The organism is Tranquillimonas rosea, from assembly GCF_900111315.1.
Taxonomy (GTDB): Bacteria; Pseudomonadota; Alphaproteobacteria; order Rhodobacterales; family Rhodobacteraceae; genus Tranquillimonas; species Tranquillimonas rosea.
Genome location: NZ_FOGU01000006.1, coordinates 63,383 through 87,184 on the forward strand (window position 1 = coordinate 63,383; position 23,802 = coordinate 87,184).

Consider the following 23,802-nt stretch of genomic DNA (forward strand, 5'->3'; position numbering starts at 1 on the left):
GCTTCGGGGGTGACTTGGGGTCAACGCCCCGTAGGCTTGGCACACAACAGGAGGTGTGCCCATGTTCCGCTGTCTTGCCGTCCTCTGCGCGGCACTCGCCGCGATGCCCGCCGTGGCGCAGGACGACCGTCGCCCCAGCCATTGCATCGCCATCGCCGACGCGACGCCGGGGATGCAATACCTGCACAAGGCATCGTGGACGGAACCGGTGCCCGAGCAGTCGGTGCGCATCAACTATATCGACCACGCCAGTTTCCTGATCCAGACCGAGGACGGGCTGAGCGCGGTGACTGACTATACCGGCTATCTCGGGCAGACGGACCACGTGCCGGACGTGGCCACGATGAACCATGCCCATTCCAGCCACTGGACCGCGCAGCCCGACGAGCGGATTCCGAATGTCCTGAAAGGATGGGGCAACGGCTATGAGCCGAACGAGCATTGGCTGGATCTCGGCGGCATGCTGATCCGGAACGTGCCGACGGACATCCGCTCGGCCTATTCGGAAGGGACCGAGAAATACGGCAACTCGATCTTCGTGTTCGAGACGGCGGGCCTGTGCATCGGGCATCTGGGCCACCTGCACCACGAGCCCGACGAGATGCAGTATGCCTCGCTCGGCCGGCTCGACGTTGTGATGGCGGCGGTCGATGGTGGCCTCACCGTCAGCCAGGACACGATGAAGGACATCCTGAACCGGCTGAAGAGTTCGGTTGTGATCCCGATGCACTGGTTCGGCCAAAGCAACCTCGACCGGTTCCTCGCCGGCATGGAGGACACGTTCGAGATCGACCGCCGCGCGGGGAGCGCGATGGAGGTCTCTCTCAGGACGTTGCCCGACCGCCCGACCATCGTTGTCTTGCAGCCGCAGTACCTTAGTGACAACTAGGGGGCATGCTGACCGACCTGACCGATGACCTGGCCGCCCGTCTGGCGGCCGACCTGCCGGACGCCGCGAGGCGCGAGGTGGCCGAGCGCTATCTGGATGAACCGCGGGGCAACCGCCACGGGCGCGCGGGGGCCGTCTTTGCCCCCGGCACGACCGAGGAGGTCGCGACGATCCTGCGTTTCGCGCACGAGAACCGCATTGCCGTCGTGCCCTATGGCGGCGGCACCGGGCTGGTGGGCGGCCAACTGACGGACGAAGGGACCGTGCCGCTGGTGCTGTCGCTGGAGCGGATGTCGAAGATCCGCGCCGTGCATCCGGGCGAGAACGTTCTGGTGGCCGAGGCGGGCGCGATCCTGGCCGACGTGCAGGAAGCCGCGGCCGAGGCCGACCGTCTGTTCCCGCTGTCGCTGGCGTCGGAAGGGTCGGCGCGGCTCGGCGGGCTGATGGCCACCAATGCCGGCGGGGTGAACGTGCTGCGCTATGGCAACGCCCGCGACCTGACGCTGGGGATCGAGGCAGTGCTGCCGGACGGCACGATCGTCAACGCCCTCCGGCGGCTGCGCAAGGACAACACCGGCTACGACCTGCGGCACCTGATGGTGGGGGCCGAGGGGACGCTGGGGATCATCACGGCGGTCAGCCTGAGGCTGTTCCAGCGGCCCGCGAAGCAGGGCGTCGCCATGCTGGTCGTCGACAGCCCCGCGGCCGCGCAGGAGCTTCTGCAGCGCGCGCAGCACGCCACCGGCGGCGGCGTCTCGGCCTTCGAACTGATCTCGGGGCAGGGGCTGCGCTTTCAGGTCGAGGCCGGGCTCGACGTGCGCCAGCCCTTCGCGGAGATCCCGGAGTGGTGCGTGCTGGTCGATCTGGGCCTGCCCGAGGCGATGGACCCCGAGACGGTGCTGGAAGATCTCTTCGCCGCGGCCCTGGAAGACGAACTCGTCTCCGATGGTGTGATCGCCCAGAGCGCGGCGCAGGCCGATGCGCTGTGGCAGGTCCGCGAAAGCATCCCCGAGGGCAACAAGCGCGTCGGCGCCATTGCTTCGCACGACATCTCGCTCCCGCTCGGCGCGATCCCCGACTTCCTCGAGACCGCCGCGACGCGCCTGCAGGAGGCGCAGGGCCCGATCCGGATCAACGCCTTCGGGCATCTCGGGGACGGCAACCTGCACTTCAACCAGTTCCCGCCCGAGGGCGAGACGAAGGCCGATCACGCCCACAAGCGCGACGCGATCAGCCGCATCGTCCACGACCTCGTGCACGAGATGGAGGGTTCTTTTTCGGCCGAGCATGGCGTGGGCCGGCTGAAGGTCGATGAGCTCGAGCGCTACGGCGATCCGGGCAAGCTGATCGCGATGCGGACGCTCAAGGACGCGCTCGACCCCCACGGCATCATGAACCCCGGCGCCGTGCTGCGCGCGCGCTAGGCCCGGCGGAAATAGCCGAAGCCGAAGGGCGGCACCCGGCCGCCGTCGTCCGGCGTGCCCGGCGCGTCGGACAGCACCTGCCATCCCGGCTCGGGCTGCCAGTCGACCGCGCGGTTCGAGATGTTGAAGACGCACAGAAGGTCGTCCTCGGCGTCGTGCCGGCGGAAGGCCAGCAGGGGGAAGGGCGCCTCGCACCATGTCAGCGCGCCGGTGCGCAACGCCTCGGTCTCGCGCCGCCAGTCGATCAGCGCCCGCGCCCATGACAGCGGAGAGTTCGCCCGCTCTTCCTGCCGGTCCACCGCCATGGGGGCGTGGTCGGGATCCGGCGGCAGCCACGGGGCCGCGGAGGAGAAGCCGAGGTTCTTTTCCAGCTCTTCCCACGGCATCGGCGTGCGCGCCCCGTCACGGCCGCGATAGTCCGGCCAGTAGGCGCGGCCGAACGGATCTTGCAGGTCCTCGTAGGACAGGTCGGCCTCGGTCAGGCCCAGCTCCTGCCCCTGGTACAGGCAGACCGTGCCGCGCAGGCTGAGGATCAACGCCAGCATCAGCCGCGACAGGCGTCGCCGGTCGCCCGACAGGTGATCCCGCGCGGCCCACCGGCTGATGGCGCGGGGCACGTCGTGGTTGGTCAGCATCAGCGTCGGCCAGCTGTCCTGCATCTCGGCCTCGAAGCGGTCGAACAGGGCCCGGAGCCCTTCGGCCGTCGGCTCGGCGTTCAGCAGCTGGAACGTGTAGCAGCTGTGCAGGCGGTCGTCGCCGCGCGTGTACTTGGCGCCCACGGCGACGCTGTCGACGTCGGACACCTCGCCCATCAGGAACGTCTCGGGGTGGCGGTCGGCCAGGTCGCGCAGGCGATGCAGGTGCGCGATAAGCTGCGGCGGGTCCCGGTCGTAGGTGTGGCGCTGCATCCGGAACGGACTGTCGGGGGCGCCGCCCTCGTTGACTTCTGATGGATCGTTGCGCACCGGGTTGTCGCGCAGTTCGGGGTCGTTGAGCAGGGCCGCGATGGCGTCCAGCCGCAATCCGTCGACGCCGAATTCCAGCCAGCCGCGGCAGATGTCCAGCATCTCGGCCGCGACGTCGGGATTGTTCCAGTTCAGAGAGGGCTGCGAGGCGAGGAAGTCGTGCAGATAGTACTGCTTGCGGCGGTGGTCCCAGCTCCAGGCCGGACCGCCGAAGGCCGAGAGCCAGTTGTTGGGCGGCGTGCCGTCCGGCGCCGGGTCGGCCCAGACATACCAGTCGGCCTTGTCGCCCCGGTTGCGGCTGTCCTGGAACCACGGGTGCTGGTCCGAGGTGTGGGCCATCACCATGTCGATCAGCACGCGCAGACCGGCCTCGTGGGCCTCGTCGATCAACGTTCGCAGATCGTCGAGCGTGCCGAGCTGCGGGTCGACGGAACGGAAGTCGCTGATGTCATAGCCGAAATCCTCGCCCGGCGAGGGATAGAACGGCGACAGCCACAGCGCGTCGACGCCCAGCCCCGCCACGTGGTCGAGCCGGCGCCGCACGCCTTCCAGGTCGCCTACGCCGTCGGCGCGGGTGTCCTGAAAGCTGCGGACGTAGACCTCGTAGATGACGGCGCCGCGCCACCACTGATTTTGTCCCAGGTCATCCTTCATCGTGCTGGGAAAACCGGGGGAGGCGGTGCTGGGTTCCCGCCCGATCAGGCGCCGGAGAACTCACAGAGCACGTGGACATCCATGCCGAGCGCCTCGATCTTGCGGCGGCCGCCCAGCTCGGGCAAGTCGATGATGAACGCGCAGCCGACGATGTCGGCGCCGAGGCGCTGCATCAGGCCGATCCCGGCCTCGGCGGTGCCGCCGGTGGCCAGGAGGTCGTCGACGATCAGCACCGTCTCGCCCTTCTGGATGGCGTCGTCATGCACCTCGACGATCGCCTCGCCGTATTCCAGCTGATAGCCCTGCGAGATGACCGATCCGGGCAGCTTGCCCTTCTTGCGCACCGGGACGAAGCCGGTGCCGAGCTGGTGCGCGATCGCACCGCCAAGGATGAACCCGCGCGCCTCGAGCCCGACGACCTTGTCGATCCGCGTGCCCGCATACGGGTGCAGCATCTGGTCGACGCACATGCGAAAGCCCCGGGGATCGGCGAACAGAGTCGTCACGTCCCGGAACATGATCCCCTCGTGGGGGAAGTCGGCGATGGTGCGGATGTAGTCCTTGACGGTCTTGCGCGGGGTCATGGGCGATGGCCTCTGTCGGGTCGGAGTACCAGCCCGTCATCGGCCATGCCCGGCCCCGGTGCAAGGGCTCAGCGACGCGGAAAGACCTCGCGGCGCAGGCGGTAGAGCTTGTTGGACAGCCACCCCAGATGCGGGCGGTTCCAGTCCATGCGGTCCCTGACGAGAGAAGCTCTGGCAATTTGAACGTTCATTTTTTCGTTCCCTTTTTTTCATTGCTTCGTCATACCGTCCCCGGCGGTAAGCGGAATGTATATACAAACGATATGCATTTCGTCAAGTCTCCGACCGCCGGAAGGTGTATCGAGCGTGCGGGCACATGACCAAGAAGACCGATAAGAAGAAGTCGGCCAAGAAGGACAGCCAGCTGATCCTGCGCCTGGACAAGACCGACCGCGATGCCTTCGTCGAGCTGTGCAAGGATCTCGACACCACGGCGGCGCGCGAAATCCGCGCGTTCATCCGTGAGTATCTGAAACGAAACGGAAAAGAGTAGGGTTCCGCCTGACCCGCGTCAGGCGCCGAGAACCCGCCCGGCCACCGCGTCGAGCTTGGCGGTCAGCGCAGGATCGCGCTTTTCGGGCGCGGTCAGCAGGGCGTATTCCAGCGCGCGGTCGCAGCCGTGGGGGCACAGCGCCCGCTCGGACCCGAGAAGGTTCGGCAGGCGGCGCACCAGGTCGCGCGCCTTGTCGGCGTTTCCGGTCAGGGTGCGGACGATGTCGTTGATGTCCACCGTGTCGTGGCCCTCGTGCCAGCTGTCGTAGTCGGTGATCATCGCCACGCTGGCATAGCAGAGCTCGGCTTCGCGGGCGAGCTTGGCCTCGGGCATGTTGGTCATGCCGATCACGTCGCAGCCCCAGGCACGGTACATCCGGGACTCGGCCACCGACGAGAATTGCGGCCCCTCCATCGCCAGGTAGGTGCCACCCTCGTGCACGCGGACGCCCGCTTCGCGCGCCGCGGTGAGGCACGCGGCCCCGAGGCGCGGGCAGGTGGGATGGGCGACGCTGACATGGGCGACGCAGCCTTCCCCGAAGAACGACTTCTCGCGCTGGACGGTGCGGTCGATGAACTGGTCGATCACCACGAAATCGCCTGGCGCCATCTCTTCGCGGAATGATCCGCAGGCCGACACGCTGATCACGTCCGTCACGCCCAGCCGCTTCAGCGCGTCGATGTTGGCCCGGTAGGGCACGCTTGTGGGGCTGTGCGGATGCCCGCGGCCGTGACGGGGCAGGAACGCCATGCGCACGCCGTCCAGCGTCCCGGTCAGGATCTCGTCCGAGGGCGCGCCCCAGGGGCTTTCCACGGCCCTCCAGCGCGCGTCCTCGAGACCGTCGATCTGGTAGACGCCCGATCCGCCGATCACACCGATCATCGTGTCCGTCATCGCCGCGCTCCTGTTGCCGTTGCGGTCTCTGGATGCCCATGGCCGGGCGGGAATGCAATCGGTCCGGGGTCCTACTGGCCGGGCCGCTTGAGGCTGAACACGTCGGTCACCCGCGTGTAATCCTGGTAGCCGAGGCGCGAGAGCGGCTGGTAGCGGGTGATGTCGAAGATGCCGTCGACAAGGCAATCGTCGCGCAGGTGGACGCCGGTGACCTCGCCGAAGGCGACGAAGTTCGCCTCGCCCGGAAGTCGCACGATCTGGGTGAGCTGGCATTCCAGGTTGGCGGGCGCGCGCGCCACGCGTGAGCAGGGGATCGTAGCGCAGTCCTCGCGCTCGATCCCGGCCTTCTCGAACTCGTCGACATCGCGGTCCCAGGGGCCGGAGGACGTGTTCATCACGTCCATCATCGCGTACTCGACGATGTTTATGCAGAAATGCCCGGTGTCGCGCACGTTCGCCATGCTGTCCTTGGTATCGCCTCGGTCCGGCTTGGCCGAGGTCGAGGCGAACATCACCTGCGGCGGCACATAGGCCACGGCGTTGAAGAACGAGTAGGGCGCGAGGTTCTCGGACCCGTCCGCGCCTCGGGTCGAGACCCATCCGATCGGGCGCGGCGTCACCACGGCGTTGAACGGATTGTGCGGCAGGCCGTGGCCGTCTTCGGGGCGGTAGAACATGCGGAGCATCCTTGATGGCGGGTGGTTTGCCGCCTGTCTAGACGCATGCTAGGGGCAAGTCCAAGTCAGGCGGGCAGGCGGCCCGGGTGGAGTTGAGGCGCGTGATCCGGCTGGAGCAGGAGACCCCCGAGGATTGGTGGGAGGTCGAGAACCTCTTTGACCTGTGTTTCGCGCCGGGGCGCGAGGCGCTGTCGTCCTACCGCCTGCGCGACGACATCGACCCCGTCGCCGAGCTGTGCCTCGTCGCGCGGGACGAAGGCGACGGCGTGGGCGCCGCGATCCGGTTCTGGCCCGTCCGCGTCGGAGAGACCCCGGCACTGTTGCTGGGACCGGTCGCGGTTCATCCGACGCGTCAGGGCGAGGGGCTCGGCGGGCTCGTGATCCGCGAAGGCGTCGCGCGGGCCAGGCGGGCCGGGTGGCGGCATGTCCTGCTCGTCGGCGACGCGCCCTATTACGGCCGCTTCGGCTTCTCGCGTCTCGCCTCGGTCGAGATGCCGCCACCGACCAACCCTGAACGCGTGCTGGGCCTCAACCTTTTCGAGGACGGCAAGGAATTGCGGGGACGGGTGACACGTTGGGACGCGTGACTTGCCGTGCGGCCCCCGCGCGCCCATCTTTGTGGGCATGAGCGAGACCTTCGACACCACCCCCGAGATCGACCAGCAGACCCGCGCCGCGCTGGAGCAACTCGCCCGCCGGTTCCGCAGTGCGGACGGCATCGGCATGCAGGTCCTGTCGATGATCGGCGGCCATGCCGAGGGCCTGCTGCAGCGCCTGCCGACCCAGGTGCGCACCCAGCTCGACAGTGCCACGCGCCGGGCGCTCGAAATCGCGTCGGATGCGGCGCTCTATTCCCGCGGGCGCGTGCGGGACCAGCGCGACTGGCTCAACACCGCGCTGACGACCGGAATGGGCGCCATCGGCGGGGTCGGGGGGCTGCCCACCGCGCTTGGCGAGTTGCCGGTCACGACGACCGTGCTGCTGCGCGCGATCCAGGGCATCGCGGCCGAAGAAGGCTTCGACCCCGCGGATGAGAAGGTGCGCATGCAGTGCCTTCAGGTCTTTGCCGCCGCCGGCCCGCTGGCCCGCGACGACGGCACCGACATGGCCTTCCTGTCGACGCGGATCACCCTGACGGGCGCCACGGTGCACGGCCTCATCGCCCGCGTCGCACCGCGGCTGGCGACGGTGCTGGGCCAGAAGCTGGCCGCGCAGACGGTGCCGGTGATCGGCGCCGCGGCCGGGGCGGCCACGAACTATGCCTTCACCAGCTATTATCAGGACATGGCGCGGGTCTATTTCGGCCTGCGCGCGCTGGCCCGCGACAGCGGCCTTCCGGTCGAGACGGTGCTGGACGAGTTCCGGCTGCTGGTCGATCCGCCGCGCATGGTGCGCTGAGGGCGCGGCAGGCTCAGACCGACCAGCCCGACCGCCCGAGCCAGTCGATCAGTTCGGTTCGCACCGATTGCGCGCCGCTGGCGCGGGCCTCGTCGATGACCGTCTTGACCTCCTTCAGGTCGACCCGACGCAGCAGGTTCTTGACCGGTCCGATCGACGAGGGGCGCATCGACAGCGTCTTGAGCCCCATCGCCGCAAAGCACATCGCCTCGATGGGGCGGCCGGCATCCTCGCCGCAGAAGCTGACCGGCGTGCCCGTCTCTTCGCAGCGGGCGACGATATGCTCGATCAGCGTCAGGAACGAGACGTTGAGCGTGTCATAGCGCTTGCGCACGCGCTCGTTCTCGCGGTCGGCGGCGAAGAAGAACTGCTTGAGGTCGTTGCCGCCGATCGAGATGAAATCCGCCATCTCGAAGAACTGGCGCGGCGCGAAGGCAAGGCTCGGCGTTTCGAGCATCGCGCCGATCTCGACCTTCTCGGGCAGGACGTGGCCCAGCTTGTCCTCGCGCTCGAGCTCGTCGAGCATGTGTTGCCGGGCCGCGCGGAATTCGTCGAACTGCGCGATGAACGGGAACATCACCGCCAGCGGGCCGCCGTTCGTGGCGCGGATCAGCGCCTGCAACTGCATCCGCATGACGCCCGGCTTGTCGAGCCCGACCCGGATCGCCCGCCAGCCGAGGGCCGGGTTGGGCTCGTCCTGCGGCTTCATGTAGGGCAGCACCTTGTCCGACCCGATGTCGAGCGTCCGGAACACCACCGGCCGGCCCTTGGCGGCCTGCATCACGCGCGCGTAGAGCGCCGCGAGTTCGCCCCGGCGCGGCACCTTCGAGCGGATGAGGAACTGCAGTTCGGTGCGGAACAGGCCCACGCCCTCGGCCCCCGATCCTTCGAGCGAGGGCAGGTCGGCCATCAGGCCGGCATTCATCAGTAGCCGGGTGGTGGTGCCGCATTTCGACGTGGCGGGCTGGTCGCGCAGGTCGGAATACCGCTCCTGCGCCTTGGCCCGCATCGCGATCTTCTCGCGGAAGGCGCGGGCGACGTTGTCCTCGGGGCGCAGGTGGGCGACCCCCTGGTCGCCGTCGACGAGGATATGGTCGCCGGTCAGCGCCTCGGTCGTGACGCGGTCGCAATGGATCACCAGCGGGATCGCCAACGCCCGCGCGACGATCGCCGCGTGGCTGCCGACCGATCCCTGTTCCAGCACGATGCCGCGCAGCGAGCGGCCGTATTCCAGAAGCTCGCCGGGCCCGATGGAGCGCGCCACCAGGATCGGGTCGTCGGGCATCTCGGACCCGGTCTCGCTGCCCTGGCCGGTCAGGATCCGCAGCAGGCGGTTCGACAGGTCGTCGAGATCGTGAAGGCGCTCGCGGAAATAGGCGTCCGGCACGCTGCGCAGGCGGGCTCGGGCCGAGGATTGCTCTTTCTCGACCGCCGCCTCGGCGGACAGCCCGCGCGAGATGTCCTCTTCCATCCGGCCCAGCCAGGACCGGGAATTGGCGAACATGCGATAGGTCTCGAGCACCTCGCGCTGTTCCTTGTCGCCGTTGTCGGCGGCGCGCAGCAGGTCGTCGACGGACACGCGCAGGGTGTTGACCGCCGAATGAAGCCGCTCGGTTTCGCGCTCGGGGTCGTCGGCGATGGGGTTGGTGACGACGACGCGCGGCTCGTGCAGCCAGACCCGCCCCTCGGCCACGCCTTCCTGCGCGGTGGTCCCGCGGAACAGGACCGGGTTCTGATGACGCTTCGACAGCGCCGCACCTTCGCCGACGAAGGCGCCGAGTTCGGTCATCTCGGCCAGCACCATCGCCACGACTTCAAGCGCGTAGACCTCGTCCTCGGTATAGTGGCGCTGTTCCTTGGATTGCACGACGAGGACGCCGAGGCGTTCGCCCAGCCGCTGGATCGGCACGCCCAGCAGCGCGGAGTATATCTCTTCGCCCGTCTCGGGCATGTAGCGGAAGCCGCGCGTCTTGGGCGCGTCGGGCGCGTTGATCGGCCGCCCCTCGCGGGCGATGCGGCCCACAAGGCCCTCGCCCACGCGCATACGGGTCTGATGGACGGCCTCGATCTTCAGGCCCTGGGTCGCGCAGAGCTCCAGTGTCTCGGTGTCACGGAACAGGTAGATCGAGCAGACCTCGGTGCGCATCGAGTCTGCGATGATCTGGACGATATGGTCCAGCCGCGCCTGTCCGGCGCTTTCCTCCGCAAGGGCCGCGCGAAGGCGGCCGAGAAGCTTGCGGCTTTCGCTCTCGGTGCTGTCTGCCATCGTCCCTCTCGCGGGGGCCGGTCAGGCGGCCTTCTCCAATTCGAAGGCATCATGCAGGGCCTGCACGGCGAGTTCCATGTATTTCCGGTCGATCAGCACCGAAATCTTGATCTCGGACGTGGTGATGACCTTTATGTTGACGTTTTCGTCCTTGAGCGACTTGAACATCTTCGCCGCGACGCCGGCGTGGCTGCGCATGCCGATCCCCACGACCGAGACCTTGGCGACCTCGGTATCGGCCACGAGATCGTGGAAGTTGACGTCGCCCGTCTCCTTGGCCTGCTGGAGCGCCTTCTGGGCGCGGGCCACCTGGTCGACCGGGCACGAGAAGGTCAGGTCGGTGCGGCCCTCCTCCGAGATGTTCTGCACGATCATGTCGACGTTGACCCCCGCCTCGGAGAGAGGCCCGAAGATCGCCGCGGCGATGCCGGGACGGTCCGCGACCGAAATCAGCGTCATCTTGGCCTCGTCGCGGGAATAGGCGACGCCGGCGACCACTTTGCTTTCCACGATGTCCTCCTCGGCACAGACCAGCGTGCCCGCTTCCGCGTTGTTGTCCTCGAAGCTCGACAATACCCTGAGTCGCACGTTGTAGCGCATCGCGAGTTCGACCGAGCGGGTCTGCAGGACCTTCGCCCCGAGACTGGCGAGCTCCAGCATCTCCTCGAAGGAGATCCGGTCGAGCTTGCGCGCCTTGGGGCTGATCCTGGGATCGGTGGTGTAGACGCCGTCGACGTCGGTGTAGATGTCGCAGCGCTCGGCCCCGAAGGCGGCGGCAAAGGCGACGGCGGTGGTGTCGCTGCCGCCGCGGCCGAGCGTGGTGATCCGGCCCTCCGGGCTGATCCCCTGAAAGCCGGCGACGACCGCCACGCGCATCCCGGCCTCGAACCGGCCCATCACGTTGTCGGTCGGGATCTCCTCGATCCGCGCCGCGCCGTGGGCGCTGGAGGTCTTGAGCGGCACCTGCCAGCCCTGCCACGAGCGGGCGGGGATCTCCATCTCCTGCAGGGTCAGGGCCATCAGCCCCGCGGTGACCTGCTCGCCCGACGAGACGACGGCGTCGTATTCGCGCGCGTCGTAGAACGGCGAGGTCTCGTTGACCCAGCCCACCAGCTCGTTCGTCTTGCCGGACATCGCCGACACGATGACGATCACGTCGTAGCCCGCCGCGACCTCGCGTCCGACGCGCTTTGCGGCGCGGCGGATACGGTCGAGCGTCGCCACCGACGTACCGCCGAATTTCATAACCAGTATCGGCATGCTGCGTCCCTTGCCCGCGGCCCGCTCGGTTCATACGGGCCTGCCGGACGCGCCGCAAGATCCGCGCGTCGCCGGTTCAGTTCGACTTTCGCGTTGGAACGAAGGGCAGGGGCGCCACCGGTACGCCGTCCTCGGCCAGCTTGCGCGCCTCGTCGAGCCGCGCTTCGCCGTAGATCGACCGCTTCGGCGCGGTGCCCTCGTGCATGGCGCGGGCCTCGGACACGAAGCTCTGGCCGACATAGTCCGAGTTCGACTCGATCTTGCGCTTGAGCGCGGCCAGCGGATGCTCCTTCGCCGGGGACGTCTCGGACGGGCCCTCCTGCGGCCGCGCGTCGCGGCCCTGTCCGATCCGCGGCGCCATCATCGCCTTCTCGACCCTGTCCGCGCCACATTCCGGGCAGGTCACGTGCCCGGCGGCCTGCAGCGAGTCGAAGGCCGCCGCCGACTGGAACCAGCTCTCGAAGACGTGGGCGTCAGGGCATTTCAGCGTGTAGTGGATCATCGGGCGACCGCTATTGATTCCGTGCCACATAGATGTGTCATAAAGGTCGACAATTCAATAAGCCCCGGATTTCGCGTCACCTCTTGAGCCGCGCGACGCCGGGGTCGAAATTGCGCAGAAGCCGCGCGAGTTCGGGTTCGCGGACCCTCGACGCGGCCTTCTTGGGCGACATCCAGCGCCGCCGGCGTTCCGGCTTTTCCGGCCACATCGACATCTTCCGTTCGACCTTCAGCGGAAACAGCGCGACCACGCAGGGCAGGTCGTCGCCCGCGAGCTCCTTGGTGTAGCTGTAGATTCCCAGGCACGTCTCCGAGATCGATCCGCTGACGCCGGCCTCTTCGTAGGCCTCGCGCGCGGCGCTGCCGGCGGGGGTCAGCCCGTCGATCGGCCAGCCCTTTGGCGGGGTCCAGCGCCGGGTGGTCCGCGTCGTCACAAGAAGGACCTGCAATTTGCCCTTCTTCATCCGCCAGCAGATCGCGCCGAACTGGGTGCGCATGTCCCGCTTGCGGGCCGAGGGGACACGGAGCGGCTGCTGTGCGGCGCGGTTCATGGACATAGGCGGCACCACCTTTGCAGGACTCGCGACATGGGCGACGGACATCCCGACACCATACGGAGCCTAGCGTGCCACCTGCGTCATGCAATCGCGGGGTTGTTCGATTGACCGGGCGCAGGGGTGATATATTTCGCAGCGCATTGTCCGAACCGGGGTTTTCCGATGCGACTGTTGCTTGCCTGCATCGCCGCGCTGGCGCTGGCTCTTCCCGCGATGGCGAAGGAGCCGTTCCGCTTTGCCGCGCTCGAGGGCGGCACCCACGACCTCTCGGCGTGGCAGGGCGCACCGGTCCTCGTCACCAACACGGCCTCCCTCTGTGCCTTCACGCCGCAATACGAGGGGCTGCAGGCGCTCTACGATCGCTACCGCGACCGGGGGCTGGTCGTCCTGGCGGTGCCGTCCGACGATTTTCGGCAGGAGCTGGGCAGCGAGGCCGAGGTCAAGGAGTTCTGCGAGCTGACCTACGGGCTGGACCTGCCGATGACCGAGATCACCCGTGTTCGGGGTGCGGACGCGCATCCGTTCTACCGCTGGCTGGCCGAGGCGCACGGCTTTACCCCGCGCTGGAACTTCAACAAGGTGCTGCTGGGGCCGGACGGAGAGCTGGCCGCGACCTTCGGCTCGGCCACGCGGCCGCTGTCGGCGCCGGTCATCTCGCGCATCGAGGCGCTGCTTTCGGAATGACCGACACCCCGGCGCCGCGCTTCATCGGCTCGGAGATCTACCGCAATTCCAGCTATGGCGGGATGCATCCGCTGCGCGTGCCGCGCGTGCCGACGGTGATCGACATGCTCCGCGCGCTGAACTGGCTGGCGCCGGGGCAGTACCTGACCAGCCCCCGCGCCAAGCCGGCGGCGCTGACCGTCTGGCACGACCCCGACTACATCGACGCGCTGCAACGGGCGGAAACCGAGCAGGCGGTGTCGGACACGGTGCGTGCGCGCTACAACCTCGGCACCGCGGCGAACCCGGTCTATCCCGAGGTGTTCCGCCGGCCCGCGACCGCGGCGGGCGCGTCGTTCCTCGCCGGAGAGCTGTTGCGGCATGGCGGTGTCGTGCACTCGCCCGGCGGCGGGACGCATCACGGCATGCCGGATCGGGCCAACGGCTTCTGCTATCTCAACGACGCGGTGCTCGCGATGCTGTCGCTGCGCGCCAACGGTGCCCGGCGGGTCGCCTATGTCGACATCGACGCGCATCATTGCGACGGCGTGGAATACGCGTTCGGAGACGATCCTGACACGCTGCTGATCTCGGTCCACGAAGAGCGGCGCTGGCCGTTCACCGGAGCGCTGGAGGACGCGGGCGGCGGGCGGGTCTTCAACCTGCCGGTCCCGCGCGGTTTCAACGATTCCGAGATGGCCGCCGTGCGCGACCGGCTGATCCTGCCCCGGGTGGCGGCGTTCCGGCCGGACGCGGTGGTCCTGCAATGCGGCGCCGATGCCGCCGAGGAGGACCCCCTGTCGCGTCTGGCGCTGTCGAACAACGCCCATTGGCAGATCGTCGCCGCGCTGGGTCCCCTCGCGCCGCGCTACCTCGTGCTCGGAGGCGGGGGCTACAACCCGTGGTCCGTGGGCCGGCTCTGGACCGGCATATGGGCGGTGCTGAACGGGCTGGAGATCCCCGACCGCCTGCCGCCGGCGGCCGAGCGCGTGCTGCGCGGGCTCGAATGGCGCGGTCATTCCCGCGGGCGGAACCCGCCGGAGCACTGGTTCACGACCTTGCGCGACACCCCGCGTCCGGGCGAGATCCGGGACGAGATCGACACACGCCTGCGCTTGCTGGAGGCCCGATGACCCGCGCGTTCGTCGCCCTGCCGATCCCCGAGCCCCTGATCGGCCGGCTCGTGACCCTGTCGCAGATGCTGCCGCTCAAGCGTCGTGTCCCGCCCGAGAACTATCACGTCACGCTGGCCTTCCTGGGCGACGTGACCGACATGCAGCTGGACGACCTGCACGATGCGCTGCTGACGATCCGCAGCGCGCCCTTCGGGCTGACCCTGACCCCGCCGGCTTTGTTCGGCGGTGAGAAGCCGCGCGTGATCCATGCCGGCGTCGATCCCGCGCCGCCGCTGGTGGACCTGCACGACAAGGTGCAGGGCGCGATGCGCAAGGCGGGGCTGGCACCCGAGGGACGCCGCTTCGTGCCCCATGTCACCCTGTCGCGCGAAAGCCCGCGCGGCCCCGACCTGATGCGGCTCGAGACGGCGTTGGCGGACCTGTCGGACTTTTCCGCCGGGCCCGAGACGGTGCGCGACTTTCGGGTGATGGAGTCGCACCTGGGCAGCGCCGGCCCCGACTACGAGCCGCTCGAGCTGTATCCGCTGAACGGCTGAACGCTTGAGCGGTTCAGACCTCTGGCACACCACCCTGCATCACGGTCAGGAACCACGCGGTGTCGATGTTGCCGCCGCACAGGATCACGCCAGCCTTGCGGCCACGCTGACGCTCGCGCTCCTGCATCAGCGCGGCGAGGGCGGCGGCGCCGGCGCCCTCGGCCAGATTGTGGATGTCGCGGTAATAGACCCGGATCGCCTCGGCCACCTCGGCGTCGCTCACGGTGACGATCCGCGCGGTGCCGGGTCCGTAGATGTCGAGCGCCTCCTGAACCGGCACCCGAACGGCCATTCCGTCGGCGAAGGTACGGGCGCTGTCGGTGGCGACGAGCCGGTCGGCCTCGGCCGACAGTTTCGCGGTCTGCGCGCCCTCGCTCACCACGCCGACGACCTCGGTCGACAGACCCAGCGCATCGCGCGCCGCGATGACGCCGCAGATGCCCGAGCCGCAGCCGATCGGCACGTAGACGGTGTCGAGGTCGGGGCGGGCGGTGAACAGCTCCAGCGCGTAGGTCGCCACGCCCCGGACCAGCTCGCGGTGAAAGGGCGGCACGATGAACAGCCCTTCGGCCTCGGCCACGCGGAAGGCCTCTTCCCGTGCGGCGTCGAAATCGTCGCCATGCTCGACCAGTTCCGCGCCGAAGGCGCGCATCGCGGCGTTCTTCTCGACCGAGTTGCCGTGCGGCACATAGACCACCGCCCGCAGGCCGGCGGCCCGCGCCGCGCGCGCCTGGCTCTGCCCATGGTTGCCGCGGGTGGCGGTGATGACGCCCGGCGCCTCGGGATGGGTGCGGCGGAGCCAGTCGATGAAGGTGATCCCGCCGCGCACCTTGAAGGCGCCGGTGGGGCCGTGGTTCTCGTGCTTGACGACGACCTCGCATCCGAGCCGCTGGCACAGCTGCGGCCAGGCATATTGCGGGGTCGGGGCCATCTGGCGGTGCACCAGCCCGGCGGCGGCCTGCAACTCGTCTGCGGTGAACATCGCTTCTCCATTTGTCATGGCATCCGCCGCGCGGAGTCTTTAACCAACGGGCCTGACACTGACGAGCGGAGCGCGCATGTTCAACGGCAAGAATATCCTGATCACCGGCGGCACCGGCAGCTTCGGCAAGAAGTATGTCGAGCATATCCTGCGCGACTACACGCCGAACAAGGTGATCGTGTTCTCCCGCGACGAGCTCAAGCAGTTCGAGATGGCCCAGGTCTACGACGCGCCGCAGATGCGCTATTTCATCGGCGACGTGCGCGACGCGGACCGGCTGAAGCAGGCGATGGACGGGGTCGACTTCGTGATCCATGCCGCCGCCCTGAAACAGGTCCCCGCGGCCGAGTACAATCCGTTCGAGGCCGTCAAGACCAACATCCACGGCGCGCAGAACGTGATCCAGGCGGCGATCGCCGCCGGCGTCGAAAAGGTGATCGCCCTGTCGACGGACAAGGCGGCGAACCCGGTGAACCTCTACGGCGCGACCAAGCTCGCCTCGGACAAGCTGTTCGTCGCGGCGAACAACATGGTCGGTCCCCGGCCGACGCGCTTTGCCGTGGTGCGCTATGGCAACGTCGTCGGCTCGCGCGGGTCGATCGTGCCGTTCTTCCGCCGCAAGATCGCCGAGGGCGCCACGACGCTGCCGATCACCCATCCCGACATGACGCGGTTCATGATCACGCTCGACCAGGGCGTGCAGTTCGTCCTGACCAATTTCCGCCGGATGCAGGGCGGCGAGATCTTCGTGCCCAAGATTCCCTCGATGCGGATGACGGACCTCGCTCGCGCGATGGCGCCGGATCTCGACCAGGAGATCGTCGGCATCCGTCCCGGCGAAAAGCTGCACGAGATCATGTGCCCGGCCGACGACAGCCACCTCACGCTCGAGTTCCACGACCATTACGTCATCAAGCCGACGATCCAGTTCGCCCATGCCAGCGACTTCGCGCACAACCTTTTGGGCGAAGAGGGCCGGCCGGTGACGCAGGGTTTCGCCTACGAGAGCGGCACGAACGAGGAATGGCTGTCCGACGAGGACTTCCTGAAGATGATCGAGGGCGTCTGATGATCCCCTATGGCCGCCAGGACATCACGCAGGACGACATCGACGCCGTCTCCGAGGTGCTGCGGTCGGACTACCTGACCCAGGGGCCCGCGGTCCCCCGGTTCGAGGCGGCGCTGACGGCGGCGACTGGTGCGGCGCACGCGGTGGCGGTGAACTCGGCCACGTCGGCGCTGCACATCGCCTGCCTCGCGCTCGACCTGGGGCCCGGCGACCGGCTGTGGACGTCGCCCAATACCTTCGTTGCCTCGGCAAATGTCGGGCGATTGTGCGGGGCGGACGTGGATTTCGTCGACATCGACGCCGACACGTTCAACATGGACCCCGCCAAACTGGCGGCCAAGCTCGAGACGGCCGAGCGCGACGGCACGCTGCCGAAGGTTCTGATGCCGGTCCACATGTGTGGGCAATCCGCCGACATGGAGGCGATCGGCACGCTCGCCCGGCGCTATGGCATCCGCGTGGTCGAGGATGCGAGCCACGCCATCGGCGGCAGCTACAAGGACAAGCCGGTGGGCGCGTGTCCCCATTCGGACATCACCGTGTTCAGCTTTCATCCCGTCAAGATCGTCACCACGGCCGAGGGCGGCGCGGCGGTGACCAACGATCCCGAGCTGGCCGCGCGGATGGATCGCCTGCGCTCGCACGGGGTGACGCGCGACGCCGACCTGATGACGACCGAAAGCGAGGGCGGATGGTACTACCAGATGCTCGAGCTTGGGCTGAACTACCGCATGACCGAGATGCAGGCCGCGCTCGGCGTCAGCCAGATGGGACGGCTCGCCTCGTATGTCGACCACCGGGCCGCGCTCGCGGATCGCTACGACGACGTGCTGGGCGAGCTGCCGCTCGACCGGCCGGGTCGGCTGCCCGACGCGGGGTCGAGCTGGCACCTCTACGTCATCCGCGTCGCCGCCGAACGGCGGCGGGAGGTCTTCGATCACCTGCGGGCCTCCGGGATCGGCGTCAATGTCCACTACATCCCGGTTCACACGCAGCCCTACTGGCAGGCGCAGGGCTTTCGCCCCGGCGACTTCCCCGAGTCCGAAACCTATTACTCCCGCGCCATCTCGATCCCGGTGTTCGGAACGATGACCGAGGACCAGCAGGACGAGGTCGTCGCCCGGCTGCGAGAGATGCTGTGACGCTTTGCCTGATCCCGGCGCGGGGCGGCTCGAAGCGCATCCCGCGCAAGAACGTCCGCACCTTCGCCGGGCGCCCGATGATCGCCTGGTCGATCGCGGCGGCGCGCGAGGCCGGCGTGTTCGACCGCCTCGTCGTCTCGACCGACGATCCCGGCATCGCCGAGGTGGCGCGGGCCGAGGACGCCGAGGTGCTGCACCGCCCCGCGGAACTGGCCGACGACCATGCCACGACGGCCGCCGTGGTGCGCCACGGGATCGAGCAGGCGGGGCAGGGCCACGACGCGGTCTGCTGCCTCTACGCGACGGCGCCCTTCGTCCGCGCCGCCGACATCCGGGCGGGTCTGCCGATGCTGGACCGCGCGGCCTTTGCCGTGCCGGTGACGAGCTTTCCCTTCCCGATCCAGCGGGCGGTGCGGATCACCGGGGAGGACCGGCTCGAGATGATGCATCCCGAGCACCTGAACACCCGCAGCCAGGACCTGGAGGAGGCGTGGCACGATGCGGGCCAGTTCTACTGGGGCCGCGTCACAGCCTGGACGGAAGGCACCCCGCTCTTCGGCTCCAGGACGATGCCGATCCGGCTGCCGCGCTGGCGGGTGCAGGACATCGACACCGAAGAGGACTGGCGCCGCGCCGAGGCGATGTTTCAGGCGCTCGTGGCTTCCGGAGCGTAGATTTCGCCGTTGTAGAAGGGATGCGCGCTCAAGAGCCGCTCCAGGAAAGCAGACGGATCGTGGGCCGGCACGCCTTCGAAACTGCGCCTGAACGCAGCAATGCTGGCCTCTTCCGAGTCGAGATACGCGTCATTGCCGGGCGAGGCCGCGACGCGCGTCGTGACGTCCAGGTCCGTCGGCAGGACGGTCCGGAAGATCTCGTCCGTGCGGGGGCCGTGGTATTCCGATGTTACGACGATGACCTGCCGTAGCGCGGGAAGCCGCGCCAGAATATCGGTTCCGAAGAATACCGCGTCGCCAACCGTGTCGCGGGCGCGTCGGTTCTGAAGAATCCGCTCCCCGTTCACACCAAGCTTCACTGCCTCGGCTGCCATCACCGCGCTGATCGGGGTCTTGCTGTCGGTGCGATAGGCCCAGCCCGAGGTCACGAAGACGGCGTCCGGCGTGTCCCGCCAGAGCGAGACGGCTCTGTCCAGCCTTGCACGAGATTGATCATTCAGGCGAAGATCGGCATCCATTAGGTTTGCCAGAACCAGTACAGCGACGGAGGCTCTTTCGAGGTCGGTCGTCACGCTCGTGTCCCTCTAGAGGCAAGGATGAAGTTTGGCCTATCCATTTCTACTCGTGTTGTCCAATTCGGCCGACGGCGGCGTTCTGGCAGATCAGTTGCGGGCGCGGGACTGGGACGTGGAACTGAGCGGTGACAAGCTTGGCCCCGAAAAGGCGGCGAAACCCTCTCAATTGATCGTCAGTTACGGGTATCGCCATATCGTGGACCGCGCGACGATCGCGGCAGTGTCGGGCGAGATCGTCAATCTGCACATCAGTCTCCTGCCATGGAACCGGGGCGCCGATCCGAACATCTGGTCGTTTCTGGAGGACACGCCGAAAGGGGTCACGATTCACCGCCTGACGCCCGGATTGGATCGGGGGCCGATCTTTGCGCAACGGCGCGTCGAATTCGACGAGGCCGAAGAGACACTCGCATCGAGCTACGAGAAGTTGCAGAACGTCGTGCGGGAGGTGTTTCTGGACAACGTTTCGGCCATTGCACAAGGCCGCATCGCCCCGTGGCCGCAGGAAGAGGGCGGCTCGTCTCACAGGTCGGCGGAGCTTGCATCATATCGAGATGCCCTGCTGGGCCACGAGGGGTTCGATGTTCCGATCCCGACGCTGCGACGACGCTGGAGGGATTTCAGCGCCGCTGCGCGATAAGCTCCATCACGAGCGACGCCGAACGCTTCGCAGCGCCCGTATGTCGGGTCGCGAAGTCGTTTGCCCGAGACGAATACGCCGCCAGCTTCTCACGGTCTTTCAACAGATCGAGGCCGAGGATTTCGAGACCGTGCGCATCCGGCGTGCATGTGAGCGCCCCGGCTTCCAGGGCCTCGATGGCCGGAAACGTGATCCCGAAGATGGATGGCCCCATCACCACGGGTTTGCCGAGCGACAGGGGCTCGACGATGTTGTGACCGCCATGATCCACCAGGCTCGCTCCGACAAAGACCAGGTCGGATAGCTCGTAGTAATAGGCCATCTCGCCGAGAGAATCGCCCAACAGGACCTGCGTTGTCGGCACGCCGGAGAGGTCCGCCCCAAGCGCAGCGCTGCGCCGCGAGACCGGCAGTCCGGCTTCGGAAAGGCGCCGGGCCACGGCGTCGAACCGCTGCGGGGAGCGTGGCACCCAGACGACCTGAGCGACCTCCAGTGCCCGGCGCACAAGCGGCACGAGGTCTTCTTCCTCTCCGGTAACGGTCGACGCCAGAAGAAGGACCGGACGCTCCGGTGACCAGCGCGTCCGCGTGGCCTGCGCCGCGGCGCGTTGGCATGCGTCCATCGGTTGATCGAACTTCAGTTCACCGGTCAGCGCAATGCGCTCCGGTGCTACGCCGACGCGCAGGTAGCGTGAGAAATGGGTTTCGGATTTCGTGAGAATTGCAGTGAACTGGGAAAACAACTCCAGCCGTACACCCCCGAAGCGCCGGGAATCCCGTTCGATCGTCCGGTCGAGCAAGTTGCCGTTCACCTGCAGCATCGGCACCCCGACGGCCCGCGCGACGATCAGCTGGCCCGCCCACACTTCAGACTCGACGATCAGGCCGGCGGCGGGCCGCAAGCGTCTCAGGAACAGCCGAAGGGCCCAGAACATGTCCGCCGGAGCATAGCGATGCGTCACTGCCTCGTCGGTGAACAGACGGCGTCCCTCGGACAGGCCGGCCGGTGAGGACGAGGTGAGGCAGATCGAGTATCCGTCACGCAGCAGTTCCGAGATCAGCGGCGCAACGGCCCGGACCTCGCCGAGGGACGCCGCGTGAATCCAGATGCTCCCACACGCACCGACCGGTCCAAAGCCGAAGCGGTGGTGAAGATTCTTGCGATAAAGCGGTTCGCGCCGGGAACGCCACATTAGAAATGCCAGGATCGCGGGCAGCAGCAGATGCAGCACCGCCTGATAGATCCAATGCGCAACGCGCAGCCGCCGCGAGGGCGGCGGCGGCAGCGTCAGGTCGAGGCTCACCTGTCGAGGTCTTCGTAGCGGATCGGGTGCCCTTGCCGGACTGCAGTCGACAGGCGCGCGCCCACCAGCGCGGCCTTGTCCGTGGGCGGGATACCGGCAGAGGGGCGGATGAACCGGAAATCCTCTTCCGCTACGACGTGCCCGGCGGGCAGATCGTGCAGCGCGAATGCCGAGCGTCGGCCCCAGGCCTTCGATCCGACCTCGTTCTCGGTCGTGTGCTTCTCGGGCGAGCCGCGCAGGGTGTGGATCTCTTCGACGCCCTGCGCGATCTCGCGCATCACGTCCGGCGTGGCCGAGAACTTGTGGTCCGGGCCGTCGCGCGTCGGGTCGTCGGTAAAGTGCTTTTCGACCGCCACCGCGCCGATCGCGGCCGCGGCCAGCGGCCCGCGCGACCCGATCGTGTGGTCCGAGAACCCGACCATCCGCCCGAAGCGCTCGCCGATCAACGCCATGGCGCGCAGGTTGATCTGCTCGAACGGGGCGGGATAGCTGGAACAGCAGTGCAGCAGGACCACCGGGCCCGAGCCGGCCTTGTCCAGAACCTCGAGCGCGTGCTCGATCTCGTCCATCGTCGCCATGCCGGTGGACAGGATCACCGGTTTGCCGGTGGTGCCGACCGCGCGCAGCAGGTCGTCGAAGGTCATCTCGAACGAGGCGATCTTGTAGACGGCGCAGCCCAGGTCCTCGATGAAGTCCAGGTCGCGCGGGTCGTAGATCGAGGTGAAGGGCAGAAGCCCCCGCTCGCGCGCCTTGTCGAAGAGCGGGCGGTGGAACTCCATCGGCATGTGCGCCCACTCGTAGAGATCGTAGAGCGTCGGCCGCCCCCAGGATTTCTGCACGTCCATCGAAGGATGGTCCGAACGCATCGTCAGGCTGTCGGCGTTGTAGGTCTGCAGCTTCAGGCAGTCCCACCCGGCATCCGCCGCGATGTCGACGAGATGCAGCGCGCGATCGAGATCGCCGTCGTGGTTTGCGCTGACCTCGGCGATCAGCAGGGTCTTTTCGTCGGGGCCGAGCGGTTTGCCTTCGAGCATGAGCGACATGGGCGGGTTCCTTGGATGCAGAATCCCGTCATGCCACCGGATCGCGGCGAGCGCAAAAGGCTTAGGGCGCGGCGACCGCCGCCAGCGGTGCGCGCGACATGGGCTGGCCGGGGGCCAGCGCGGCGGTCTTGGGGCAGGTCACCCGGATCACCGCGCTGCCGGTAATGCCGCTGTCGCGCAGGGCGCGGTCGAGGCCGGCGAGAGACGTCTCGACGATCCGCTCGCCGGCCTGCGAGACCTCGGCCGCGACGGTAACGGGGGCGTCCGGGCCAAGTCCGGCCCGCAGCAGCTCGTCGCGGATGTCGCCCGCCGTCCGCACGGCCATGTAGAACACCAGCGTCGTGCCGGGCCGGATGTGATGGGCCCAGTCCGGCCGTCGGTCGCCCGCGCGGCAGGTGCCGGTGGCAAGGACCAGCGTGTCGGTCTCGCCCCGGCGTGTGAGGCTGTCCCCCGTAGCGGCGGCCGCGGCGCTGGCCGCGGTGACGCCGGGGACGATCTCGCAGGGCAGTCCTGCGGCGCGGGCGGCCTCCAATTCTTCGGTCGCGCGCCCGAAGATCGACGGATCGCCCGATTTCAGGCGCACCACGCGGCGCCCCTTGCGCGCCTCGGCCACGATCAGGGCGCTGATCCGTTCCTGCGGCCAGGCATGGGCGCCGACCGTCTTGCCGACATGGACCCGCTCGGCGTCGCGGCGCGCAAGCTCCAGCGCCGCGGGATCGACGAGCCGGTCGTAGAACACCACGTCCGCCTCCTGCAGCCGCTCGACCGCGCGCAGGGTCAGCAGGTCGCGCGCGCCCGGACCCGCGCCGACGAGCGCGATCTGGCCCTGCCCGCCCTCGTCGGGGCCGCCATCGGCGATCGCCTGCTTCATCAGGCGCGCTGCCTCGCGCTCACCGCCGCGGCGGAAGGTGCGCCAGGGGGTTTCGGTCAGCGCCCACCGCCAGAAGGCGCGGCGCCGCGCCTCGGGCACACGCTCGGCCACGGCGTCGCGCAGCCGGCCCGCAAGCGCGGCGAAGCTGCCCAGGCGCGGGTCGAGCATCTGCTCAACCTGCGTCTTGATCGACCGCCCGAGGACCGGCGCGGTGCCTTCGGTCCCGATGGCGACGACGACCGGGTCGCGGTCGACGATCGACGGCGTCGTCACGTCGCACAGCGCGGGCCGGTCCACGACGTTCACCGTGGCGCCCGCGCGTTTCGCAAGCGCGTGCAGCGCCACGTCCGCCACCGGAGAGCCTGTCGCGATGAAGACCAGCGCGGCGTCCGCGAAGCTGTCCGGCGTGATCGCGCCCGTCCGGTGCTCGGCCCTGCCGTCGGCGACGAGGCCGGCAAGCTCGGGCTCCAGCGCGGCAGCGAGCAGAACGAGCCGCGCGTCGGTCTTGAGGATCAGGCGGGCCTTTTGCGCAGCCTGCTCGCCGCCGCCCGCGATGACCACGCGGCGGCCGCTCGTCCTGAAGAACATCGGAAAGCTTCGCATCTC

At 68.3% G+C, this 23,802-nt stretch carries 26 protein-coding genes; 12 read left to right on the plus strand and 14 right to left on the minus strand.

Going from position 1 to position 23,802, the window contains the following annotated elements:
• Positions 1-61 precede the first annotated feature (61 nt).
• Complete coding sequence (locus BMZ25_RS11310) at positions 62-889, plus strand: MBL fold metallo-hydrolase (RefSeq protein WP_092693645.1); 828 nt, start codon at positions 62-64, stop codon at positions 887-889.
• A 5-nt stretch (positions 890-894) separates the two neighbouring features.
• The gene (locus BMZ25_RS11315; RefSeq protein ID WP_092693647.1) at positions 895-2,313 is read left to right on the plus strand and encodes an FAD-binding oxidoreductase; all 1,419 of its coding nucleotides are present in this window, start codon (positions 895-897) and stop codon (positions 2,311-2,313) included.
• Here the strand turns inward: BMZ25_RS11315 and BMZ25_RS11320 are convergent.
• From BMZ25_RS11320 to BMZ25_RS21295, 3 genes are all read right to left on the minus strand, one after another.
• Complete coding sequence (locus BMZ25_RS11320) at positions 2,310-3,932, minus strand: alpha-amylase family glycosyl hydrolase (protein WP_092693650.1); 1,623 nt, start codon at positions 3,930-3,932, stop codon at positions 2,310-2,312. The genes BMZ25_RS11315 and BMZ25_RS11320 overlap by 4 nt on opposite strands.
• A 44-nt stretch (positions 3,933-3,976) precedes the next feature.
• Positions 3,977-4,516, minus strand: a complete 540-nt coding sequence (locus tag BMZ25_RS11325) for an adenine phosphoribosyltransferase (protein WP_092693652.1) — start codon at positions 4,514-4,516, stop codon at positions 3,977-3,979.
• Between the two features lie 68 nt (positions 4,517-4,584).
• On the minus strand, positions 4,585-4,707 hold the full coding sequence (locus BMZ25_RS21295; protein ID WP_268874212.1) for a hypothetical protein: 123 nt from the start codon (positions 4,705-4,707) through the stop codon (positions 4,585-4,587).
• Positions 4,708-4,832: 125 nt separating this feature from the next.
• Between BMZ25_RS21295 and BMZ25_RS20865 the strand changes: the two genes are divergently transcribed.
• Positions 4,833-5,009: a hypothetical protein gene (locus BMZ25_RS20865; RefSeq protein ID WP_177190450.1), complete on the plus strand. Its 177-nt coding sequence runs from the start codon at positions 4,833-4,835 to the stop codon at positions 5,007-5,009.
• Between the two features lie 18 nt (positions 5,010-5,027).
• Here the strand turns inward: BMZ25_RS20865 and BMZ25_RS11330 are convergent, their stop codons facing one another.
• Positions 5,028-5,903 (minus strand): S-methyl-5'-thioadenosine phosphorylase, encoded by an 876-nt coding sequence (locus BMZ25_RS11330; RefSeq protein ID WP_092693653.1) that lies wholly within the window; start codon positions 5,901-5,903, stop codon positions 5,028-5,030.
• 71 nt (positions 5,904-5,974) lie between these two features.
• Positions 5,975-6,580, minus strand: coding sequence for a flavin reductase family protein (locus BMZ25_RS11335; RefSeq protein ID WP_092693656.1), 606 nt, complete (start codon positions 6,578-6,580; stop codon positions 5,975-5,977).
• An 86-nt stretch (positions 6,581-6,666) separates the two neighbouring features.
• Between BMZ25_RS11335 and BMZ25_RS11340 the strand changes: the two genes are divergently transcribed.
• Positions 6,667-7,167 (plus strand): GNAT family N-acetyltransferase, encoded by a 501-nt coding sequence (locus BMZ25_RS11340; protein ID WP_235859849.1) that lies wholly within the window; start codon positions 6,667-6,669, stop codon positions 7,165-7,167.
• A gap of 37 nt (positions 7,168-7,204) precedes the next feature.
• Positions 7,205-7,978 (plus strand): EcsC family protein, encoded by a 774-nt coding sequence (locus BMZ25_RS11345; protein WP_092694097.1) that lies wholly within the window; start codon positions 7,205-7,207, stop codon positions 7,976-7,978.
• A gap of 13 nt (positions 7,979-7,991) precedes the next feature.
• Here BMZ25_RS11345 and ptsP read toward each other — a convergent pair whose 3' ends face one another.
• From ptsP to BMZ25_RS11365, 4 genes are all read right to left on the minus strand, one after another.
• The gene (gene ptsP / locus BMZ25_RS11350) at positions 7,992-10,244 is read right to left on the minus strand and encodes a phosphoenolpyruvate--protein phosphotransferase (protein ID WP_092693661.1); all 2,253 of its coding nucleotides are present in this window, start codon (positions 10,242-10,244) and stop codon (positions 7,992-7,994) included.
• Between the two features lie 21 nt (positions 10,245-10,265).
• Entirely contained in the window at positions 10,266-11,504 is a 1,239-nt protein-coding gene (locus BMZ25_RS11355) for an aspartate kinase (protein ID WP_092693663.1), read from the minus strand.
• Positions 11,505-11,580: 76 nt separating this feature from the next.
• A complete protein-coding gene (locus BMZ25_RS11360) occupies positions 11,581-12,006 on the minus strand; it encodes a DUF1178 family protein (RefSeq protein WP_092693665.1) in 426 nt (141 codons plus the stop codon).
• 76 nt (positions 12,007-12,082) lie between these two features.
• On the minus strand, positions 12,083-12,562 hold the full coding sequence (locus tag BMZ25_RS11365; protein ID WP_235859850.1) for an NUDIX hydrolase: 480 nt from the start codon (positions 12,560-12,562) through the stop codon (positions 12,083-12,085).
• A gap of 162 nt (positions 12,563-12,724) precedes the next feature.
• Between BMZ25_RS11365 and BMZ25_RS11370 the strand changes: the two genes are divergently transcribed.
• The 3 genes from BMZ25_RS11370 to thpR are packed head-to-tail and all read left to right on the plus strand — an operon-like array spanning position 12,725 to position 14,897.
• Entirely contained in the window at positions 12,725-13,246 is a 522-nt protein-coding gene (locus tag BMZ25_RS11370; protein WP_092693667.1) for a glutathione peroxidase, read from the plus strand.
• Positions 13,243-14,358, plus strand: a complete 1,116-nt coding sequence (locus BMZ25_RS20870) for an acetoin utilization protein AcuC (protein WP_177190451.1) — start codon at positions 13,243-13,245, stop codon at positions 14,356-14,358. Before BMZ25_RS11370 ends, BMZ25_RS20870 begins: the two co-directional genes overlap by 4 nt.
• Positions 14,355-14,897, plus strand: a complete 543-nt coding sequence (thpR, locus tag BMZ25_RS20875) for an RNA 2',3'-cyclic phosphodiesterase (RefSeq protein ID WP_177190452.1) — start codon at positions 14,355-14,357, stop codon at positions 14,895-14,897. The genes BMZ25_RS20870 and thpR overlap by 4 nt, the downstream gene beginning before the upstream one ends.
• A 13-nt stretch (positions 14,898-14,910) precedes the next feature.
• Here the strand turns inward: thpR and BMZ25_RS11380 are convergent, their stop codons facing one another.
• Entirely contained in the window at positions 14,911-15,879 is a 969-nt protein-coding gene (locus BMZ25_RS11380; protein WP_218142534.1) for a threonine dehydratase, read from the minus strand.
• 76 nt (positions 15,880-15,955) lie between these two features.
• Between BMZ25_RS11380 and pseB the strand changes: the two genes are divergently transcribed.
• From pseB to pseF, 3 genes are read left to right on the plus strand one after another with little or no spacing between them, the layout of a single operon-like run.
• Positions 15,956-16,948, plus strand: coding sequence for a UDP-N-acetylglucosamine 4,6-dehydratase (inverting) (pseB, locus tag BMZ25_RS11385; RefSeq protein WP_092693673.1), 993 nt, complete (start codon positions 15,956-15,958; stop codon positions 16,946-16,948).
• On the plus strand, positions 16,948-18,090 hold the full coding sequence (pseC, locus tag BMZ25_RS20460; RefSeq protein ID WP_143071524.1) for a UDP-4-amino-4,6-dideoxy-N-acetyl-beta-L-altrosamine transaminase: 1,143 nt from the start codon (positions 16,948-16,950) through the stop codon (positions 18,088-18,090). The genes pseB and pseC overlap by 1 nt, the downstream gene beginning before the upstream one ends.
• On the plus strand, positions 18,087-18,764 hold the full coding sequence (pseF, locus tag BMZ25_RS20465; RefSeq protein ID WP_143071525.1) for a pseudaminic acid cytidylyltransferase: 678 nt from the start codon (positions 18,087-18,089) through the stop codon (positions 18,762-18,764). Before pseC ends, pseF begins: the two co-directional genes overlap by 4 nt.
• Here pseF and BMZ25_RS11395 read toward each other — a convergent pair.
• A complete protein-coding gene (locus BMZ25_RS11395; protein ID WP_143071526.1) occupies positions 18,737-19,336 on the minus strand; it encodes a YdcF family protein in 600 nt (199 codons plus the stop codon). The two genes, pseF and BMZ25_RS11395, sit on opposite strands and share 28 nt — an antisense overlap.
• Before the next feature lie 31 nt (positions 19,337-19,367).
• Between BMZ25_RS11395 and BMZ25_RS11400 the strand changes: the two genes are divergently transcribed.
• Complete coding sequence (locus BMZ25_RS11400) at positions 19,368-19,979, plus strand: formyltransferase family protein (RefSeq protein ID WP_092693677.1); 612 nt, start codon at positions 19,368-19,370, stop codon at positions 19,977-19,979.
• Here BMZ25_RS11400 and BMZ25_RS11405 read toward each other — a convergent pair.
• The 3 genes from BMZ25_RS11405 to cysG all read right to left on the minus strand — a co-directional run bounded on the left by BMZ25_RS11405 (position 19,960) and on the right by cysG (position 23,799).
• Positions 19,960-21,282 carry a 3-deoxy-D-manno-octulosonic acid transferase gene (locus BMZ25_RS11405; RefSeq protein ID WP_092693679.1) on the minus strand — a complete coding sequence of 441 codons (1,323 nt, stop codon included), beginning with the start codon at positions 21,280-21,282 and terminating at the stop codon, positions 19,960-19,962. The genes BMZ25_RS11400 and BMZ25_RS11405 overlap by 20 nt on opposite strands.
• Entirely contained in the window at positions 21,279-22,325 is a 1,047-nt protein-coding gene (locus BMZ25_RS11410; RefSeq protein ID WP_092693681.1) for an N-acetylneuraminate synthase family protein, read from the minus strand. Before BMZ25_RS11410 ends, BMZ25_RS11405 begins: the two co-directional genes overlap by 4 nt.
• Before the next feature lie 61 nt (positions 22,326-22,386).
• Entirely contained in the window at positions 22,387-23,799 is a 1,413-nt protein-coding gene (cysG, locus tag BMZ25_RS11415) for a siroheme synthase CysG (RefSeq protein WP_092693683.1), read from the minus strand.
• Positions 23,800-23,802: the final 3 nt, after the last annotated feature.

Excerpts from the sequence above, each read along its gene's own strand:
- BMZ25_RS11310 (WP_092693645.1), top strand. The coding sequence starts at position 62 with ATGTTCCGCTGTCTTGCCGTCCTCTGCGCGGCACTCGCCGCGATGCCC.
- BMZ25_RS11315 (WP_092693647.1), top strand. The coding sequence starts at position 895 with ATGCTGACCGACCTGACCGATGACCTGGCCGCCCGTCTGGCGGCCGAC.
- BMZ25_RS11320 (WP_092693650.1), bottom strand. The coding sequence starts at position 3,932 with ATGAAGGATGACCTGGGACAAAATCAGTGGTGGCGCGGCGCCGTCATC.
- BMZ25_RS11325 (WP_092693652.1), bottom strand. The coding sequence starts at position 4,516 with ATGACCCCGCGCAAGACCGTCAAGGACTACATCCGCACCATCGCCGAC.
- BMZ25_RS21295 (WP_268874212.1), bottom strand. The coding sequence starts at position 4,707 with ATGAACGTTCAAATTGCCAGAGCTTCTCTCGTCAGGGACCGCATGGAC.
- BMZ25_RS20865 (WP_177190450.1), top strand. The coding sequence starts at position 4,833 with ATGACCAAGAAGACCGATAAGAAGAAGTCGGCCAAGAAGGACAGCCAG.
- BMZ25_RS11330 (WP_092693653.1), bottom strand. The coding sequence starts at position 5,903 with ATGACGGACACGATGATCGGTGTGATCGGCGGATCGGGCGTCTACCAG.
- BMZ25_RS11335 (WP_092693656.1), bottom strand. The coding sequence starts at position 6,580 with ATGTTCTACCGCCCCGAAGACGGCCACGGCCTGCCGCACAATCCGTTC.
- BMZ25_RS11345 (WP_092694097.1), top strand. The coding sequence starts at position 7,205 with ATGAGCGAGACCTTCGACACCACCCCCGAGATCGACCAGCAGACCCGC.
- ptsP (WP_092693661.1), bottom strand. The coding sequence starts at position 10,244 with ATGGCAGACAGCACCGAGAGCGAAAGCCGCAAGCTTCTCGGCCGCCTT.
- BMZ25_RS11355 (WP_092693663.1), bottom strand. The coding sequence starts at position 11,504 with ATGCCGATACTGGTTATGAAATTCGGCGGTACGTCGGTGGCGACGCTC.
- BMZ25_RS11360 (WP_092693665.1), bottom strand. The coding sequence starts at position 12,006 with ATGATCCACTACACGCTGAAATGCCCTGACGCCCACGTCTTCGAGAGC.
- BMZ25_RS11365 (WP_235859850.1), bottom strand. The coding sequence starts at position 12,562 with ATGTCCATGAACCGCGCCGCACAGCAGCCGCTCCGTGTCCCCTCGGCC.
- BMZ25_RS11370 (WP_092693667.1), top strand. The coding sequence starts at position 12,725 with ATGCGACTGTTGCTTGCCTGCATCGCCGCGCTGGCGCTGGCTCTTCCC.
- BMZ25_RS20870 (WP_177190451.1), top strand. The coding sequence starts at position 13,243 with ATGACCGACACCCCGGCGCCGCGCTTCATCGGCTCGGAGATCTACCGC.
- thpR (WP_177190452.1), top strand. The coding sequence starts at position 14,355 with ATGACCCGCGCGTTCGTCGCCCTGCCGATCCCCGAGCCCCTGATCGGC.
- BMZ25_RS11380 (WP_218142534.1), bottom strand. The coding sequence starts at position 15,879 with ATGTTCACCGCAGACGAGTTGCAGGCCGCCGCCGGGCTGGTGCACCGC.
- pseB (WP_092693673.1), top strand. The coding sequence starts at position 15,956 with ATGTTCAACGGCAAGAATATCCTGATCACCGGCGGCACCGGCAGCTTC.
- pseC (WP_143071524.1), top strand. The coding sequence starts at position 16,948 with ATGATCCCCTATGGCCGCCAGGACATCACGCAGGACGACATCGACGCC.
- BMZ25_RS11410 (WP_092693681.1), bottom strand. The coding sequence starts at position 22,325 with ATGTCGCTCATGCTCGAAGGCAAACCGCTCGGCCCCGACGAAAAGACC.
- cysG (WP_092693683.1), bottom strand. The coding sequence starts at position 23,799 with ATGCGAAGCTTTCCGATGTTCTTCAGGACGAGCGGCCGCCGCGTGGTC.